This is a genomic window from Photorhabdus temperata (assembly GCF_025384845.1).
Classification (GTDB): domain Bacteria; phylum Pseudomonadota; class Gammaproteobacteria; order Enterobacterales; family Enterobacteriaceae; genus Photorhabdus; species Photorhabdus temperata.
This window is the reverse complement of sequence record NZ_JAJAFX010000014.1, coordinates 16,350-32,214: the sequence shown is the minus strand read 5'-3', so window position 1 is coordinate 32,214 and position 15,865 is coordinate 16,350. Positions and strand designations below refer to the sequence as shown.

Genomic DNA, 15,865 nt, shown 5'->3' with positions numbered 1-15,865 from the left:
CGTAAGGGCTGATTGCTCGTCAGGTATTCTTGCATGAAAAAAAGGCATCACCTTATTTGGCTGATTGTGCTGTTGCTGTTTCTGATCCCGGCGGGTTTATGGCTGGCAGATAAAATTTGGCCTCTGCCACTGCGTGAAGTCAAAATGGCGCGTGTTGTCGTAGGTGAAGATGGGACGCCGCTTTGGCGTTTTGCCGATGATGAAGGGGTTTGGCGCTACCCGGTGAGGTTGGATCAAGTGTCACCGGAATATATTCAGGCATTGCTGACATATGAAGATCGCTGGTTCTATCAGCATCCAGGGGTTAATCCGCTTTCGCTTGTCAGGGCTGCATGGCAGGATATTCGGGCGGGTAAAATTCTATCTGGTGGCAGTACGCTTTCAATGCAGGTGGCTCGGCTGATTGATCCGCATTCACGTACTTTGGGCGGGAAGTTAAAACAGATTTGGCGCACTTTACAGCTTGAATGGCACTATTCCAAAGATGAAATTCTCGAAATGTATCTTAACCGTGCGCCGTTTGGCGGCACATTACAAGGCGTCGGTGCGGCGAGTTGGGCTTATTTGGGCAAGCCGCCATCTGAACTCTCTGCGGGCGAAGCGGCTTTGTTGGCTATTTTGCCACAAGCGCCCAGCCGTTTAAGGCCGGATCGTTATCCTGAACGGGCACAAGCTGCCCGTGACAAGGTTATGCAACGGTTGGCGCAGTATAAAATCTGGCCGGAAGATAAAGTGGCTGATATTCGGCAAGAGATGTTATGGCTGGCTCCCCGGCAGGTGCCACAACTTGCCCCGCTTCTTGCCAGACGAATGGCTAAAGGTCACCGTCAAGAAATCATCAAAACAACCATTGATGCAGGATTACAGCGCCAGCTTGAGGATATGGCGGTGAATTGGAAGTACCAGTTACCGGAGAAAACTTCTGTTGGGGTGTTGGTGGTTGATCATACCGATATGGCGGTGAAAGCCTATATCGGCTCGCTGGATTTTCAGGATGACAGCCGTTTTGGTCATGTGGACATGATAAATTCGTGGCGTTCGCCAGGATCAACGTTGAAGCCTTTTTTGTACGCAATGGCATTAGATGATGGGTTGATTCATGGGGAATCACTGTTACAGGATGTGCCTCGCCGTTTTGATTATTACCGTCCGGGAAATTTTGACAGTGGCTTTAACGGGCCGGTCAGTGTCAGTGAGGCATTGGTTCGTTCCTTGAATTTACCCGCGGTGCAACTGCTCGAAGTATATGGTGCCAAGCGGTTTACCGCCAATATGCGTAATGTGGGAACAGTATTGCGTTTTCCTCCCGGCAGTGAGCCTAATTTATCATTGATTCTTGGTGGGACGGCAACCCGGATGGATCAGTTGGTAGCGGCTTACACCGCGTTTGCCCGTCAGGGGAAGGTTTCCCCCCTGAGATTTACACCGCAGCAGAAATTGCGTGACAGGCAGCTATTTTCTCCTGGTGCCGCGTGGATAGTCAGGCGGATTATGGCCGGAGAAGGTCTCCCGCAACCTGATGATATATTGCCGGCACAAGTGCCGCTGGCCTGGAAAACGGGTACCAGTTATGGCTACCGCGATGCCTGGGCTATCGGCTTAAATGCCCGCTATACCATCGGCGTCTGGGTTGGCAGGCCGGATGGAACGCCGGTTACCGGACAGTTCGGTTATGCCACGGCGGTTCCGATAATGAATCAGGTCAATAACCTGTTGCTGGCAAATATGCGAAATGGCGCTCAACGGATCCCCTCTGATCCACGTCCGGCAAGTGTGAGTCAGGCAATCATTTGTTGGCCGGGAGGTCAAAGTCTGCCAAAGGGAGACAGTAATTGTCGCCAGCGTCGTCTGAGTTGGATTCTGGATAACACCCTTCCGCCTACGTTGCCTTCTGTGGGGCAAGAAGGTATTTCTGGTATCAATGAACAGGTATGGCTGGATCAACAGGGTTTGCGTGTCGCGCCTGATTGCCCTGATGCTCAACCAAAAAATATCGCTTTATGGCCGATTAGCCTGGAATCATGGTTACCGGCGGAAGAGCTGCGGGTGCAGCGTTTGCCGCCGGTTAACCTCCAGTGTCCACCGCTGAAATCAGATGAAGCCCCGCTGTTGATCGTCGGCATTCATAACGGAGATGTATTGAAACGGCTCCCCGGTCTTGGCAGCCTTGATTTGCGTATTACAACGCAAGGCGGTAGTGGTGGGCCACAGTGGTGGTTTCTCAATGGAGAACAGGTTATGACCACAGAAAATAATCAAGGGCTTGTTCAGACATTGACTCAACCGGGGAAATATCAGCTGAGTGTTTTGGATTTGGGGGGACAGGTTGATTCTGTCAATTTTACCTTGAAGTAAACGATTCAGGTAAAAGTGTGATTTGTACGAAAAAATGGTAATTTTCGCTAAGAAAAATTTAATGGAATGTTATGTTTTCTGTAGGCAACCGCCATTCGTGCCCCTATAATCAACGCCTCTTTTATCCCCGCTAGGGTTGCGGGATAAGTATTAACCGGTTAACTTATCGGGATAAAAAATTAAAATTATCAGTTGCTGAAAAAAGAACCAAGAGGTTATCCATGACGGTTGAGCGTACTTTTTCGATTATTAAACCTAACGCAGTGAAGAAAAATGCCATCGGGTCTGTTTATGCCCGTTTTGAAAGCGCCGGGTTTAAAATTATTGCCGCCAAAATGCTTCACCTGACCCGTGAACAGGCTGAAGGCTTTTATGCCGAGCACAAAGGCCGTCCTTTCTTTGATGGTCTGGTGGAATTTATGACTTCTGGTCCGATCGTGGTTCAGGTATTAGAAGGCGAGAATGCAGTACAACGTCACCGTGACTTGATGGGTGCAACCAATCCTGATAATGCATTAGCAGGTACTCTGCGTGCTGATTACGCAGACAGTTTTACTGAAAACGCGGTTCATGGCTCTGATGCTGTTGAATCTGCAAACCGTGAAATTGCGTATTTCTTCACAGAAGATGAAATTTGCCCACGTAATTGATTTGTCGTTACCCGTAGCATCATCGCATTAAAGTTTGTACAATGCTGCGCCCCGTTGTTAACTCAGCGGGGCGCTTATTATTTGTCACTAGGCTAAACTGATAGTGATACCCGAATTGAAACTTCGTGCGTTGAATTCATCAACGCAGAGCCGAAAGTGTAACAACGAGGCGATATAAAAAAATGTCCCAACCAAATACTGCGGCACAATTTGCTGCTTCTGTCGTGTCTGAAACCCCAGAAAAAAAAGGCGGGAAAATTAACCTGCTTGATCTGAATCGCAAACAAATGCGTCAGTTCTTCACCGATATGGGGGAAAAACCCTTCCGTGCCGATCAGGTGATGAAATGGATGTATCATTACTGCTATGACGATTTTGAGCAGATGACGGATATTAACAAAACCCTGCGAGCGAAATTACAGCAAGTTGCTGAGATCCGCGCGCCCGAGGTAGCAGAGGAACAACGTTCAGCCGATGGCACGATTAAATGGGCTATCACTGTTGGCGATCAGCAAGTTGAAACGGTTTATATTCCAGAAGATGATCGGGCTACGTTGTGTGTCTCTTCTCAGGTAGGCTGTGCACTGGAATGTAAATTCTGTTCTACCGCTCAACAAGGGTTTAACCGTAATTTACGGGTTTCTGAAATTATTGGTCAGGTTTGGTGTGCGGCGAAAATTATTGGTTCACTGAAATCCAGTGGTCGCCGCCCGATTACCAACGTGGTTATGATGGGAATGGGTGAACCTCTGCTCAACCTGAATAACGTGGTTCCCGCAATGGAAATCATGATGGATGATTTTGGTTTCGGTTTGTCTAAGCGCCGTGTGACGTTATCCACATCCGGTGTGGTGCCTGCGCTGGATAAACTTGGTGATATGATTGATGTCGCTTTGGCTATTTCCCTGCATGCACCGACAGATGATGTGCGTGATGATATCGTTCCTATCAACCGCAAATATAATATTGAGCAGTTCCTTGCGGGGGTGCGCCGTTATTTGACGAAATCCAATGCGAACCAGGGGCGGGTGACAGTGGAATATGTCATGCTTGATCATATTAATGATAGTGTGGAACAGGCGCATCAATTGGCTGAGTGTCTGAAAAACACACCAAGTAAGATTAACCTGATCCCGTGGAATCCGTTTCCGGGCGCGCCATATGGCCGCAGTTCCAACAGCCGGATCGACCGTTTTGCCAAGGTGCTGATGGGATATGGTTTTACAACTATTGTCCGTAAGACCCGCGGTGATGATATTGATGCCGCATGTGGTCAGCTTGCGGGCGATGTGATTGATCGTACAAAACGGACACTGAAAAAACGTCAGGCAGGTGAACCTATCCAGGTAAGAACAGTCTGAATGTTGGTATGTCCTGTCATGCAGTAACTGAAATTACTGCGACAATTGCGTATCCTTAATTAAGTGGGGATGGAATGATAAGGAAATTGTTATCGGGAATGGTTATTGCTGCCGTATTATTGGCAGGGTGTTCTAATCAACCGGCAAACGGAAATAAACAGAGAAAAGTTGCGGCAGAAACTCGGATTCAACTGGGAATGGCCTATCTGGCTGAGGGTCATTTATCTGCCGCCAGATACCACTTTGATAAGGTATTACTGGCGCAGCCAGACCATTATCAGGCTCAATTAGGTATGGCGCTGTATGAGCAGTATTCTGGTCAGCCGGAAGCTGCCCGTCAGCGTTACAAAATGGCGATGCAGTATGCGCCAGGAAATGATACGGTATTGTATCATTACAGCGTTTTTCTCTGTGAGCAGGGGCAATATGAAGAAGCCAAAATTCTGTTAACCGGGAATAATGCTGACAGGCGTATTTGTTATCAGTGATTTGCCGCTAGTAAAATAGCAAATCTATTTCGCCGCGCAGGCCATTGTATAATGTAAGGATTATAGCAAGGAGCCAGCGCGAAGTTTTTCACAACTTGGACAGTACCGCGTCTTCTTGCTAATGAATACTGAAACGACTCCAGAACAAGCTCATTTGACCGCAGGTCAGCTCCTGCGTCAGGCTCGTGAACAGCACGGGCTAACTCAACAGACGGTGGCTGATCGTCTGTGTCTGAAACTTTCCACTATCCGTGATATTGAAGAGGACAATATACCGGCCAATATGGTGCCTACTTTCCTGCGTGGTTATGTTCGTTCTTATGCTAAATTGATACAAATTCCAGAGGCGGAAATTCTGGCGATTCTGGATAAGCATACTCCGGCAAAAACCGCGAAAGTTTCACCGATGCAGAGTTTTTCATTGGGTAAGAAACGTAAAAAACGTGAAAGTTGGTTGATGTGGATTACGTGGCTAATTATTTTGGTCGTGATTAGTCTGACGGGAGCATGGTGGTGGCAAAACCACACAGCTCAACAGAAAGAATTGATTTCGATGGCTGATCAGTCTGCGGCACAGGTTGCTCAGAAGAAAGTCCATGTGTCGGATCTCGCCACCGGGAGCAACGATCAGGCGACACAGTTGCCGGCCAGTGAACAGCCATTATCTGCTGCTTCAACCGAAAATTCGGTGAAGGCGAATAATGCTAATAGCGGTGAAACGTCTCCGCCTGTAGCATCAGCTCAACATCAGGTGGTGGAAACACCTGAAATTCAGCCGCGGACTGCTCCGTTACCCGTTAACCCGAGTGCGGCTCCACTATCGGCTGTGTCTGAAAATGGTTCAACGGCAGTGGCTGACAGTAATAAACTGGTGATGAATTTCAAAGCATCCTGTTGGTTGCAGGTTGTTGATGCGAATGGAAAGATGCTGTTTAGTGGAACTAAAAAGAAGGGTGACAGTCTGAATCTCTCCGGTTCATTACCTTATAAGTTAACTATCGGTGCCCCTGCTGTAGTGGATGTACAGTTCCGGGGGCAAGTTGTCGATTTAAGCCGCTTTATTAAAGAGCATCGTATTGCGCGTCTTAAAGTACCAGGAACACAATAAATGCCTTTGGCAGTGATGGCATCGTTGTCATGTTATAAGTAAACACATGGAAGTATGGGAGAAACACCAGTATGCATAATGAATCGCCGATAAAAAGACGCAAATCTACGCGTATTTATGTAGGGAATGTGCCAGTCGGGGATGGTGCGCCAATTTCGGTGCAGTCAATGACAAACACACGCACTACAGATGTGGAAGCCACTGTTCAACAAATTAAATCGCTTGAGCGTGTCGGGGTTGATATTGTCCGTGTATCAATACCAACGATGGATGCGGCAGAAGCGTTTAAATTGATTAAGCAGCAGGCTAATGTTCCTTTGGTTGCAGATATTCATTTTGATTACCGTATCGCACTTAAAGTTGCAGAGTATGGTGTCGATTGTCTGCGTATTAACCCTGGTAATATCGGTAATGAGGCGCGTATCCGTGAGGTTGTGGCGGCTGCCCGCGACAAAAATATCCCAATCCGTATTGGTGTGAATGGCGGATCACTGGAAAAGGATATTCAGGAAAAATATGGTGAGCCAACCCCGGAAGCATTGTTGGAATCTGCTATGCGCCATGTGGATATTCTTGAAAGACTTAATTTCGACCAGTTTAAAATCAGTGTAAAAGCGTCAGATGTATTTCTGGCGGTTGGTGCTTACCGTTTGTTGGCCCAGAAGATTGATCAGCCATTACATCTTGGTATCACAGAAGCCGGTGGCGCTCGTGCAGGTTCGGTAAAATCAGCAATTGGCTTGGGTCTCCTCCTGTCAGAAGGCATTGGTGATACTCTGCGTATTTCTTTGGCTGCCGATCCGGTCGAAGAAGTTAAAGTGGGTTTTGATATTCTGAAATCATTACGCATTCGCTCCCGAGGTATTAACTTTATCGCCTGTCCAACTTGTTCTCGTCAGGAATTTGATGTTATCGGCACCGTTAATGCGTTGGAACAACGCCTGGAAGATTTACTCACCCCGATGGATGTTTCAATCATTGGTTGTGTGGTTAACGGACCGGGTGAGGCGGAGGTTTCCACTCTGGGTGTCACTGGTGCTAGAACAAAAAGTGGTTTTTATCAAGACGGAGTGCGGCAGAAAGAGCGTCTCGACAATGCTGATATGATTGATCAACTTGAGGCTAAGATCCGCGCTAAAGCATCAATGCTGGATGAAAATAAGCGTATCGACATAAGTCAACTGGATAAATAATATACCTGATACTGGTTCATTGTTGTGATGAACCAGTGTTGTTTTAGTTTGCTAATTGAAGCTCGTCCGTATTCGCTTCTATAATCAACCTCATTTTTGAATTATTAACAGGGATAAGACGTGGCAAAAAATATCCAAGCTATTCGTGGCATGAACGACTACTTGCCAGCAGACACTGCTATTTGGCAGCGTATTGAAAGCGCTTTGAAACGCGTGTTGGCGGGTTATGGTTATAGTGAGATCCGCACACCGATTGTAGAGCAGACCCCGTTATTCAAACGGGCTATCGGGGAAGTGACTGATGTGGTCGAAAAGGAAATGTACACCTTTGATGATCGCAATGGTGAAAGTTTGACCCTGCGTCCTGAAAATACCGCAGGCTGTGTGCGTGCAGGTATTGAACATGGTCTGCTGTACAATCAGGAACAGCGCGTATGGTATTTCGGGCCCATGTTCCGTTATGAGCGTCCACAAAAAGGCCGTTACCGCCAATTCTACCAGTTAGGGGCTGAAGTCTTTGGTCTTCAGGGACCTGATATTGATGTTGAACTTATTTTATTGACTGCTCGCTGGTGGCGTGAGCTCGGTATTTCTGAACATGTGACGCTTGAACTGAACTCGATTGGTTCATTAGCAGCGCGGGCCAGTTATCGCGAAGCGCTGGTTGCTTTCCTTGAACAGCATAAAGATAAGCTGGATGAAGATTGCAAACGTCGTATGTACAGCAACCCATTGCGTGTTTTGGATTCAAAAAATCCTGAGGTTCAGCAACTTCTTAATGATGCGCCGGAACTGTTTGATTATCTTGATGCCGAATCAAAGGAACATTTTGACGGCCTGCGTGCGCTTCTTGATGCGGCTGGTATCAAATACCGGATTAACCAGCGTCTGGTTCGTGGTCTGGATTACTATAACCGCACGGTATTTGAATGGGTGACAACGGCTTTGGGGGCTCAGGGGACTGTTTGCGCCGGTGGTCGGTACGATGGGCTGGTTGAACAACTGGGTGGTCGTCCTACTCCTGCTGTGGGTTTTGCTATGGGAATGGAACGTCTGGTTCTGTTGGTGCAGGAAATGAACCCGGCATTTGTGGCGGAGCTATCAGTGGCGGAGGTTTATCTTGCTTCCTTCGGCGAAGGTAGTCAGCAGGCAGCGTTGATTCTGGCTGAGCAGATACGTGATGTCTTGCCGCAATTGCGTCTGGTGACTAACCACGGGGGAGGGAACTTTAAGAAGCAATTGGGACGTGCGGATAAACAAGGCGCTAAAATTGCGCTGATTTTAGGTGAAGATGAAGTCCGTTCTGGTCAGGCAGCGATTAAAGATTTACGTACAGGCGAACAACAAACGTTGCCGCAAAGCGAAATTGCAGCTCGTTTGGCTGAATTGTTAGGTTAAGGAGAGACTCCGTGGAAGTCTATACCAATGAAAACGAACAAGTTGACGCGATCCGCCGCTTTTTTGCCGATAATGGCAAAGCGTTGGTTTTCGGGCTGGTGCTGGGCGCTGGCGCGCTGATTGGTTGGCGTTATTGGCAATCTCATCAGACAAATCAATTGCAGGGCAGTGCGGAAGCTTTTGAACAGGTAAATCGTGGATTAATTTCCGGTGCAAAAGAGAGTCATGCCACCGCTGAGAAGTTTGCCGTTGAAACTAACAATAGTTATGGCGTGATGGCTCATATGCATTTGGCTCAATTGGCTGTTGAAAAGAATGAGCTAGCCAAAGCGGATCAATTTTTATCTGCGGCTGTCAGTCAGACAAAAAATGAAGATTTGCAGGCTCTGGCTAATATTCGTTTAGCCAGGGTTCAATTGGCGGAAGATAAAGCGGATGTCGCATTGAAAACACTGGAACAGGTGAAAGGTTCCGGCTGGGTTGCCGTGGCAGAGGATATCCGCGGCGATGCGCTGTTGAAAAAAGGTGATATTGCGGGTGCCCGTGCAGCTTATACCAAAGGTCTGGGATCAGATTCACCGCAGGCGATTAAATCGATGTTAAATCTTAAATTGAATAATTTATCCAGCTAAGGGGATCCTTTCAATGCAGCTGCGTAAAACACTCTTGGTTGGTCTGGTTGCTTCTGTTCTGTTAGCGGGTTGTTCAAGTGAGCATGACACAGTAACTATGTCACCGTTGCCACAGGTTGAGAATCAATTTAGCCCAAGGGCTGTCTGGGATAAATCTGTAGGTGATGGTGTTGGGCGTTATTACTCTCACTTGACACCAACCTGGCAGGGTTCTGTTGTCTATGTTGCTGATCGTCATGGCATCGTTAAGGCGCTGGACATTGATAGCGGCAAAGAGGTGTGGTCGGTAAATTTGGCTGAAAAAGCGGGTTTTCTCTCTTCCCGTATCCCTGCGTTGCTTTCTGGCGGCCTGACTGTTGCTGGGAATCATTTATATGTCGGCACTGAACGTGCCAAAGTCATCGCGCTGAATACTGAAGACGGCCAGATTGCCTGGGAATCTGAAGTTGCCGGAGAAGCGTTGTCGCGTCCGGTGGTGAGTGATGGCCTGGTGCTGATTCATACCAGCAACGGCATGTTGCAGGCATTGAATGAGTCAGATGGAAAAGTACAGTGGTCCGTTAATATGGATACCCCATCATTATCGTTGCGTGGTGAATCAGCTCCGGCTGTGGCTTACGGTGCCGCGATCGTGGGGGGTGATAATGGTCGTGTTAACGCAGTGCTGATTTCTCAGGGGCAACTGATTTGGCAGCAACGTATTTCTCAGGTAACTAGCTCGACAGAAATCGGTCGTCTTAGTGATGTTGATACAACGCCGGTTATTTCTGAAGGCGTGATATATGCGATAGCCTATAACGGTAATCTGGTGGCGCTTGACATGCGTTCAGGTCAGATCCTCTGGAAACGTGATTTGGGTTCAGTGAACGAGATGGTTGTTTCCGGTGATCATATTTACATTGTTGATCAAAACGATCGGGTTATGAGCCTGCGTCAAAGTGATGGTGTGACGCTGTGGACTCAGACAAAATTACAACACCGCAACTTGACGGCACCTGAAATGTATAATGGCTATCTGGTTGTTGGTGATAGTGAAGGCTATTTGCACTGGTTGAATATGGATGATGGTAAGTTCGTTGCTCAACATAAAGTTGATAGCTCTGGTTTCATGAGTCGTCCGGTTGTTGCCAGTGATAAGCTGATGGTACAGGCGAAAGACGGTGCGGTTTACCTGTTTACCCGTTGAGTATTTCTTACTGTCTGTTTACCGGAAATAGAGAATAAAGAGTTGTTATAATCCCACGGCTCCTGAAAAGCACAGGGGCCGTTTCGTCTTTTTAGTGTTTTGTTGCAGCTAATGATGAGTAGCAAAATACTGATTTCAAATTTAGTCATGAGGCATCAACAAATGACACCTGTCGTCGCTCTGGTAGGGCGCCCAAATGTGGGTAAGTCCACGTTATTTAACCGTTTAACCCGTACAAGAGATGCGCTGGTAGCGGATTTTCCCGGTCTGACCCGCGATCGCAAATATGGTCGGGCCGAAGTTGAAGGACAGGAATTTATCATCATTGATACTGGTGGTATTGATGGTACCGAAGATGGTGTTGAAACCCATATGGCGGCACAATCTTTGATGGCGATTGAAGAAGCCGATATTGTTCTGTTTATGGTAGATGCCCGTGCCGGGCTGATGCCGGCAGACCACGCTATAGCAAAACACTTGCGCAGCCGTGAAAAAGCCACTTTTTTGGTGGCGAATAAAACCGATGGTATTGATATTGATACATCCGTAGCTGAATTTTATTCACTTGGATTGGGTGATATATATTCCATCGCCGCTTCTCATGGTCGTGGTGTCACCCAACTTATCGAACGGGCATTGCTGCCTTTTTCCGGTAAAGGTGAGGAAGAAGAGGTTGAGCTGACAGAGGAAGAAGCCAACGCAGCCTATTGGGCCGAGCTGGAGCAGAATGAAGTGGAAATGGTGGAAGAGGAAGAAGATGATTTTGATCCATTAACTCTGCCATTAAAATTAGCCATTGTCGGCCGGCCAAACGTCGGTAAATCTACCTTGACGAACCGTATCTTAGGTGAAGAAAGGGTTGTGGTTTATGACATGCCGGGTACTACCCGTGACAGTATTTATATTCCTATGGAGCGTGATGGCCGCGAATATATCCTGATTGATACCGCGGGTGTGCGTAAGCGGGGTAAGGTTACCGAGACGGTTGAAAAATTCTCAGTCATCAAAACCCTTCAGGCGATTGAAGATGCTAACGTTGTATTACTGGTGATCGATGCCCGTGAAGGCATTTCCGATCAGGATTTGTCGTTATTGGGTTTTATTCTTAATAGCGGGCGCTCATTGGTTATTGCGGTCAATAAGTGGGATGGCATGTCGCAAGAAGATAAAGAGCAAGTGAAAGAAATGCTTGATTATCGTCTTGGCTTTGTTGACTTTGCCAGAGTGCATTTTATCTCCGCTTTACATGGCAGTGGTGTGGGTAACTTGTTTGACTCGATTCTTGAGGCTTATGACTGCGCGACTCGCCGGGTGAATACTGCACTGTTAACCCGTATCATGCGTATGGCTGAAGAAGATCACCAACCGCCGATGATCCGTGGGCGCAGGGTGAAAATGAAATATGCCCATGCTGGTGGCTATAATCCACCCATTGTTGTGATCCACGGTAATCAGGTAGCTAATTTGCCTGATGCTTATAAGCGTTATCTGATGAACTATTTCCGTCGGTCCTTGAAAGTGATGGGGACACCCATTCGGATTCAGTTTAAAGAAGGGGCAAACCCCTTTGCTGATAAACGTAATACTTTGACGCCGAATCAGATGCGTAAACGTAAGCGTCTGATGGCTCATCTGAAAAAGCGTTAGTTTCTAATAAAGAGAGGGGGGTGGTGATTAACCACCCTTTTTGCTGGCATCCCATATTTGAGTAATTATTTCTGGTGCATCTAATTCTGGAAATATGAAGTGATATTCTTCATTTCCCGTGATGATACAGAGCAGATAATAATGTTGATCAGGACAGGGTGATAGCGGCATAGAATCAGAAAAATTCCGTTCTATAGCCTGAACAAATAGTTGTTTCTGGTGGGGAGATAATGATTTTAAATTCACTGTTTTATCTTGGCTAAGACCCGGTGTAGCAGCAAATCCTCCTTGCAGGGAAATCGTGATTTTACTATCAGTTGTGAGTTCGATGATTTTATTGTTCATGATATACCAGTTTTGCACGGTTAATTTTTACGTTTCTACAGTATAGCGTGAAATTCGTCGTTAACAATTTTAGCACCTTTCATTAGCTATCTTTCTTTATTAATAGGAGCTGTCAGGTTAGGTGTTACAAATAATAGAATATCGCTGGTATTAAACCAGCGATATATTTACAGATTAAACTTTAGTTTCTCCCTTATCTTTTCCTTCGTCTTTGCCTTTATCTTCTTCTTTCACTTTAATGCCCACTTCTTGCCAGCTGTCTATAGTGGCTTTTTCAACATCCTCACCTAAATCACGAGCATGTTTAACTGTTAACTTGGCAAAGGATAAGAAGGTAGTATCGCGTGCAAGATCTTTATCCAGCAGTGTGTTGTACCATATCTTTCCTGCTTTTTCCCAAGCATATCCGCCTAATTTTATCGCGAGATTATAAAAGGCTTTATTAGGAATACCTGAGTTAACATGAACACCACCATTGTCTCTATAAATCGGGTAGTCTTTAAAATCATCCATATGACCAGGCTGAGGATCTTTACCAAGAAGCGGATCATCATATGCCTTGCCGGGTTCTTTCATTGAACGAATCCCTACACCTTTAATACCTTTGGCCAGTAATTCTTCTCCTACAACCCAGCTTGCTTCATCAGCTTTCTGTTTTAGATAATGTTGCCTTACCAGTGAGCCAAAGACATCGGCAATTGATTCATTCAATGCTCCGGACTGGAAGAAATAGATCAAATCTGCTGTTTTTTCGATAACACCATGAGATAATTCATGACCAATTACATCGATAGATGTGGTGAAGTTATTGAAAACCTTACCGTCACCATCACCAAACACCATTTGTCCTCTGCCCCAATACGCATTCATGTATTCTTTGCCGTAATGCACGGTGGCAATCAATTTCATTCCTTTATCATCTAATGAATTGCGGTTAAAAACTTCTTTGTAGAAATTGTAAGTTGCTTCCAGATATTTATATGCATTATCAACGGCTACGTCGCCATTATCTGGATCACCTTCATCTCGTACTAAAGTTCCGGGTAACCTGGTTTCATTTTTTGCATCATAAATACTACGATGTAGAGTATCGCTGACAACTTCATTATCAGTATTATCAATAGAGTCTGATGTTTTAATAACACTGTCCAACATTAAACTCTGGGTATGATTTAATGTCATTAATACGTTATCTTTTTCACTTTCACTGTTATTCTTATAAATATTTTGAAGAATGTACGGTGGTATTAAACCTTTGTAGTTATTGTTTTGCATTTGCATAAAATATCTCCTGGAATAAATTATTAGTTATTAATTAGATGTACTCTTTAGGTACATTTTCATATTAAACACGTTTCCATCGGATAGTCATCAGGGCCAGCCTGCTTCTTTTATGTTAAAGGTTTGTTAATAAATTGTTATATAATTTGTGTGAGGGATTTCTGTATTGGTCGTATTAAAAATATAAATAGTTAGGAATAATTGTTTATAATATTCCTAACATGATAAAAAATCATATCCAGTTTTTTACTGGCAGAAAGTCAGTATATAAAGAATCTTCCACAGATCCTGGCTCAGGGTGATAGTCATATTCCCAACGTACTAATGGTGGCATGGACATTAAGATAGACTCTGTTCGTCCGCCACTTTGTAATCCAAATAGGGTTCCCCTGTCCCAAACCAGGTTAAACTCAACATAACGACCACGGCGATATAATTGAAATTGCCGTTCACGTTCACTCCATAATATGTTCTTCCTTTTTTCCACAATAGGCAGATAAGCAGAAATAAAACCTTTACCTATATCCTGAGTAAAGTGAAAACAATGTTCAAAATCAGGCGTATTTAAATCATCAAAAAATAAGCCACCAATTCCACGAGCTTCATTACGATGTTTAATATAGAAATACTCATCACACCATTTTTTGTATTTTGGATAGATATCTTCTCCATATGGTTGACATATATTTTTGGCGGTAGTGTGCCAGTGAATAGCATCTTCCTCAAAACCATAATAAGGTGTTAAATCAAAACCTCCACCGAACCACCATACTGGCGCTTCACCTTCTTTTTCCGCAATGAAAAACCGGACGTTAGCATGGCTGGTTGGGATATAGGGATTTAAAGGATGAATAACCAGAGAGACGCCCATGGCCTGATAATTACGGCCGGCCAATTCAGGGCGATGGGCTGTTGCTGATGAGGGAAGCATGGTTCCTGATACATGGGAAAAATTAGCGCCGGCTTGTTCGAATATAGCACCTTCTTTCATAATTCGGCTGCGGCCGCCACCGCTTTCTTCCCGTTGCCAGCATTGCTCAATAAATTTCCCTTTGCCATCTACCTGTTCCAGTTGCTGGCAAATTTCATTCTGTAATGAAAGGAAAAAAGATTTAATCTGATTGATGTTTGGTGTGTTCATGATTCTTTTCTCATTAATAATGCAGTGATTGCCATATTATACCTATTGGTGATAGAGAACACATTTTCGTATTGATTCCGGTGCTAAAGCGAAGATAATGTGAAATGGTTATTTCAATAAAAACAGGTTGGTTAGGAATGGAAATTCGGGTATTTCGACAAGATGATTTTGAAGCAGTGATCACCTTATGGGAACGCTGCGATTTACTTAATCCTGGTGTTGATCCTGAAATGGATATTGAGCGTAAGCTGACCCATGATCCTGACCTGTTTTTAGTCGCGGAAGTGGCGGGTGAAGTGGTTGGGACTGTTATGGGTGGTTATGACGGTCACTGTGGTTCGGCTTATTATTTGGGTGTTCATCCTGAATTCCGGGGACGGGGAATTGCGAATGCATTAATTTCCCGGTTGGAAAAGAAATTGATTGCCCGTGGCTGTCCGAAAATAATTTTTATTGTGCCTGAGGATAATGATGCCACTCTCTATATGTGCGAAAAGTTAGAATATGAAGATTGCCATCAGGAGAGTGTTATTTTCAGCAAGCGCTTGATTATTGACCAGGAATATTAAGTAGAAATGTGGCTGAATGAGTCCCATTCAGCCACAAATAATTAGTTCAATTTAGTCACTTTTTTTACATCAACTGTCACAGTACCCCATTCTTTATCGACTTCCCCTTCGATACGGATTTTATCCTGAGGTGTTATCGTCTGACCATTCCAGTATTTGTGGTCAATTTCAACTTCAACCATTCCTGAGTTATCGCGGAAGATGAAATGATCATCACGGATACGGGATTCGATATTCCCTTCCAGCATGACCCAACTGTCATCTCTCATGCTTTTAACTTGTTGGGTAGTGGAGATTCTTGCATTGTTATCGACAAAACCACCTAGTGGTGCTGTCTGAATTGGTGCTTGCGCCGCATTTGGGCCAGAAAAACCACCAGATTGCATATGTGTGGTTTGGGCTGTTAATGGTGCACTGAATAAAGCAATCAGGGCGGCGGTTGCAAATGTTTTTTTCATCATATTGACCTTATTATGGTGACTTATTTTTAGAAAAGCAGTATACCGGCAAG

15 protein-coding genes are annotated in these 15,865 nt (G+C 45.2%); 11 read left to right on the top strand and 4 right to left on the bottom strand.

The annotated features are described in order from the left end of the window. The first annotated feature begins 33 nt into the window (after positions 1–33). The 10 genes from pbpC (at position 34) to der (ending at position 12,018) form a co-directional block, all read left to right on the top strand. Positions 34–2,355 carry a peptidoglycan glycosyltransferase PbpC gene (gene pbpC / locus LGZ99_RS07465; RefSeq protein ID WP_036838219.1) on the top strand — a complete coding sequence of 774 codons (2,322 nt, stop codon included), beginning with the start codon at positions 34–36 and terminating at the stop codon, positions 2,353–2,355. A gap of 221 nt (positions 2,356–2,576) precedes the next feature. After that, on the top strand, positions 2,577–3,005 hold the full coding sequence (gene ndk / locus LGZ99_RS07460; protein ID WP_023045707.1) for a nucleoside-diphosphate kinase: 429 nt from the start codon (positions 2,577–2,579) through the stop codon (positions 3,003–3,005). Between the two features lie 182 nt (positions 3,006–3,187). Further along, the gene (locus LGZ99_RS07455) at positions 3,188–4,366 is read left to right on the top strand and encodes a dual-specificity RNA methyltransferase RlmN (RefSeq protein WP_023045708.1); all 1,179 of its coding nucleotides are present in this window, start codon (positions 3,188–3,190) and stop codon (positions 4,364–4,366) included. Between the two features lie 74 nt (positions 4,367–4,440). Beyond that, the gene (locus tag LGZ99_RS07450) at positions 4,441–4,854 is read left to right on the top strand and encodes a tetratricopeptide repeat protein (RefSeq protein WP_036838221.1); all 414 of its coding nucleotides are present in this window, start codon (positions 4,441–4,443) and stop codon (positions 4,852–4,854) included. Positions 4,855–4,975: 121 nt separating this feature from the next. Further along, the gene (gene rodZ / locus LGZ99_RS07445) at positions 4,976–5,962 is read left to right on the top strand and encodes a cytoskeleton protein RodZ (protein ID WP_023045709.1); all 987 of its coding nucleotides are present in this window, start codon (positions 4,976–4,978) and stop codon (positions 5,960–5,962) included. A gap of 71 nt (positions 5,963–6,033) precedes the next feature. Then, a complete protein-coding gene (gene ispG / locus LGZ99_RS07440; RefSeq protein ID WP_021323890.1) occupies positions 6,034–7,155 on the top strand; it encodes a flavodoxin-dependent (E)-4-hydroxy-3-methylbut-2-enyl-diphosphate synthase in 1,122 nt (373 codons plus the stop codon). Positions 7,156–7,275: 120 nt separating this feature from the next. Continuing rightward, positions 7,276–8,553: a histidine--tRNA ligase gene (gene hisS / locus LGZ99_RS07435; RefSeq protein ID WP_023045710.1), complete on the top strand. Its 1,278-nt coding sequence runs from the start codon at positions 7,276–7,278 to the stop codon at positions 8,551–8,553. 11 nt (positions 8,554–8,564) lie between these two features. After that, positions 8,565–9,185, top strand: a complete 621-nt coding sequence (locus LGZ99_RS07430; protein WP_021323888.1) for a YfgM family protein — start codon at positions 8,565–8,567, stop codon at positions 9,183–9,185. Positions 9,186–9,198: 13 nt separating this feature from the next. Continuing rightward, positions 9,199–10,371 carry an outer membrane protein assembly factor BamB gene (gene bamB, locus LGZ99_RS07425; protein WP_036838223.1) on the top strand — a complete coding sequence of 391 codons (1,173 nt, stop codon included), beginning with the start codon at positions 9,199–9,201 and terminating at the stop codon, positions 10,369–10,371. 162 nt (positions 10,372–10,533) lie between these two features. Next, positions 10,534–12,018 carry a ribosome biogenesis GTPase Der gene (gene der, locus LGZ99_RS07420; RefSeq protein ID WP_021323886.1) on the top strand — a complete coding sequence of 495 codons (1,485 nt, stop codon included), beginning with the start codon at positions 10,534–10,536 and terminating at the stop codon, positions 12,016–12,018. Positions 12,019–12,045: 27 nt separating this feature from the next. Here the strand turns inward: der and LGZ99_RS07415 are convergent, their stop codons facing one another. From LGZ99_RS07415 to hemF, 3 genes are all read right to left on the bottom strand, one after another. After that, positions 12,046–12,363: a protealysin inhibitor emfourin gene (locus LGZ99_RS07415; protein ID WP_036838225.1), complete on the bottom strand. Its 318-nt coding sequence runs from the start codon at positions 12,361–12,363 to the stop codon at positions 12,046–12,048. Between the two features lie 174 nt (positions 12,364–12,537). Further along, positions 12,538–13,644, bottom strand: a complete 1,107-nt coding sequence (gene prtS / locus LGZ99_RS07410) for a metalloprotease PrtS (RefSeq protein ID WP_021323884.1) — start codon at positions 13,642–13,644, stop codon at positions 12,538–12,540. 232 nt (positions 13,645–13,876) lie between these two features. Further along, on the bottom strand, positions 13,877–14,785 hold the full coding sequence (gene hemF / locus LGZ99_RS07405) for an oxygen-dependent coproporphyrinogen oxidase (RefSeq protein WP_021323883.1): 909 nt from the start codon (positions 14,783–14,785) through the stop codon (positions 13,877–13,879). Positions 14,786–14,922: 137 nt separating this feature from the next. Between hemF and LGZ99_RS07400 the strand changes: the two genes are divergently transcribed. Then, positions 14,923–15,354, top strand: a complete 432-nt coding sequence (locus tag LGZ99_RS07400) for a GNAT family acetyltransferase (RefSeq protein WP_021323882.1) — start codon at positions 14,923–14,925, stop codon at positions 15,352–15,354. A 41-nt stretch (positions 15,355–15,395) separates the two neighbouring features. Here the strand turns inward: LGZ99_RS07400 and LGZ99_RS07395 are convergent, their stop codons facing one another. Next, positions 15,396–15,815, bottom strand: coding sequence for a YgiW/YdeI family stress tolerance OB fold protein (locus tag LGZ99_RS07395; protein WP_390894004.1), 420 nt, complete (start codon positions 15,813–15,815; stop codon positions 15,396–15,398). Positions 15,816–15,865: the final 50 nt, after the last annotated feature.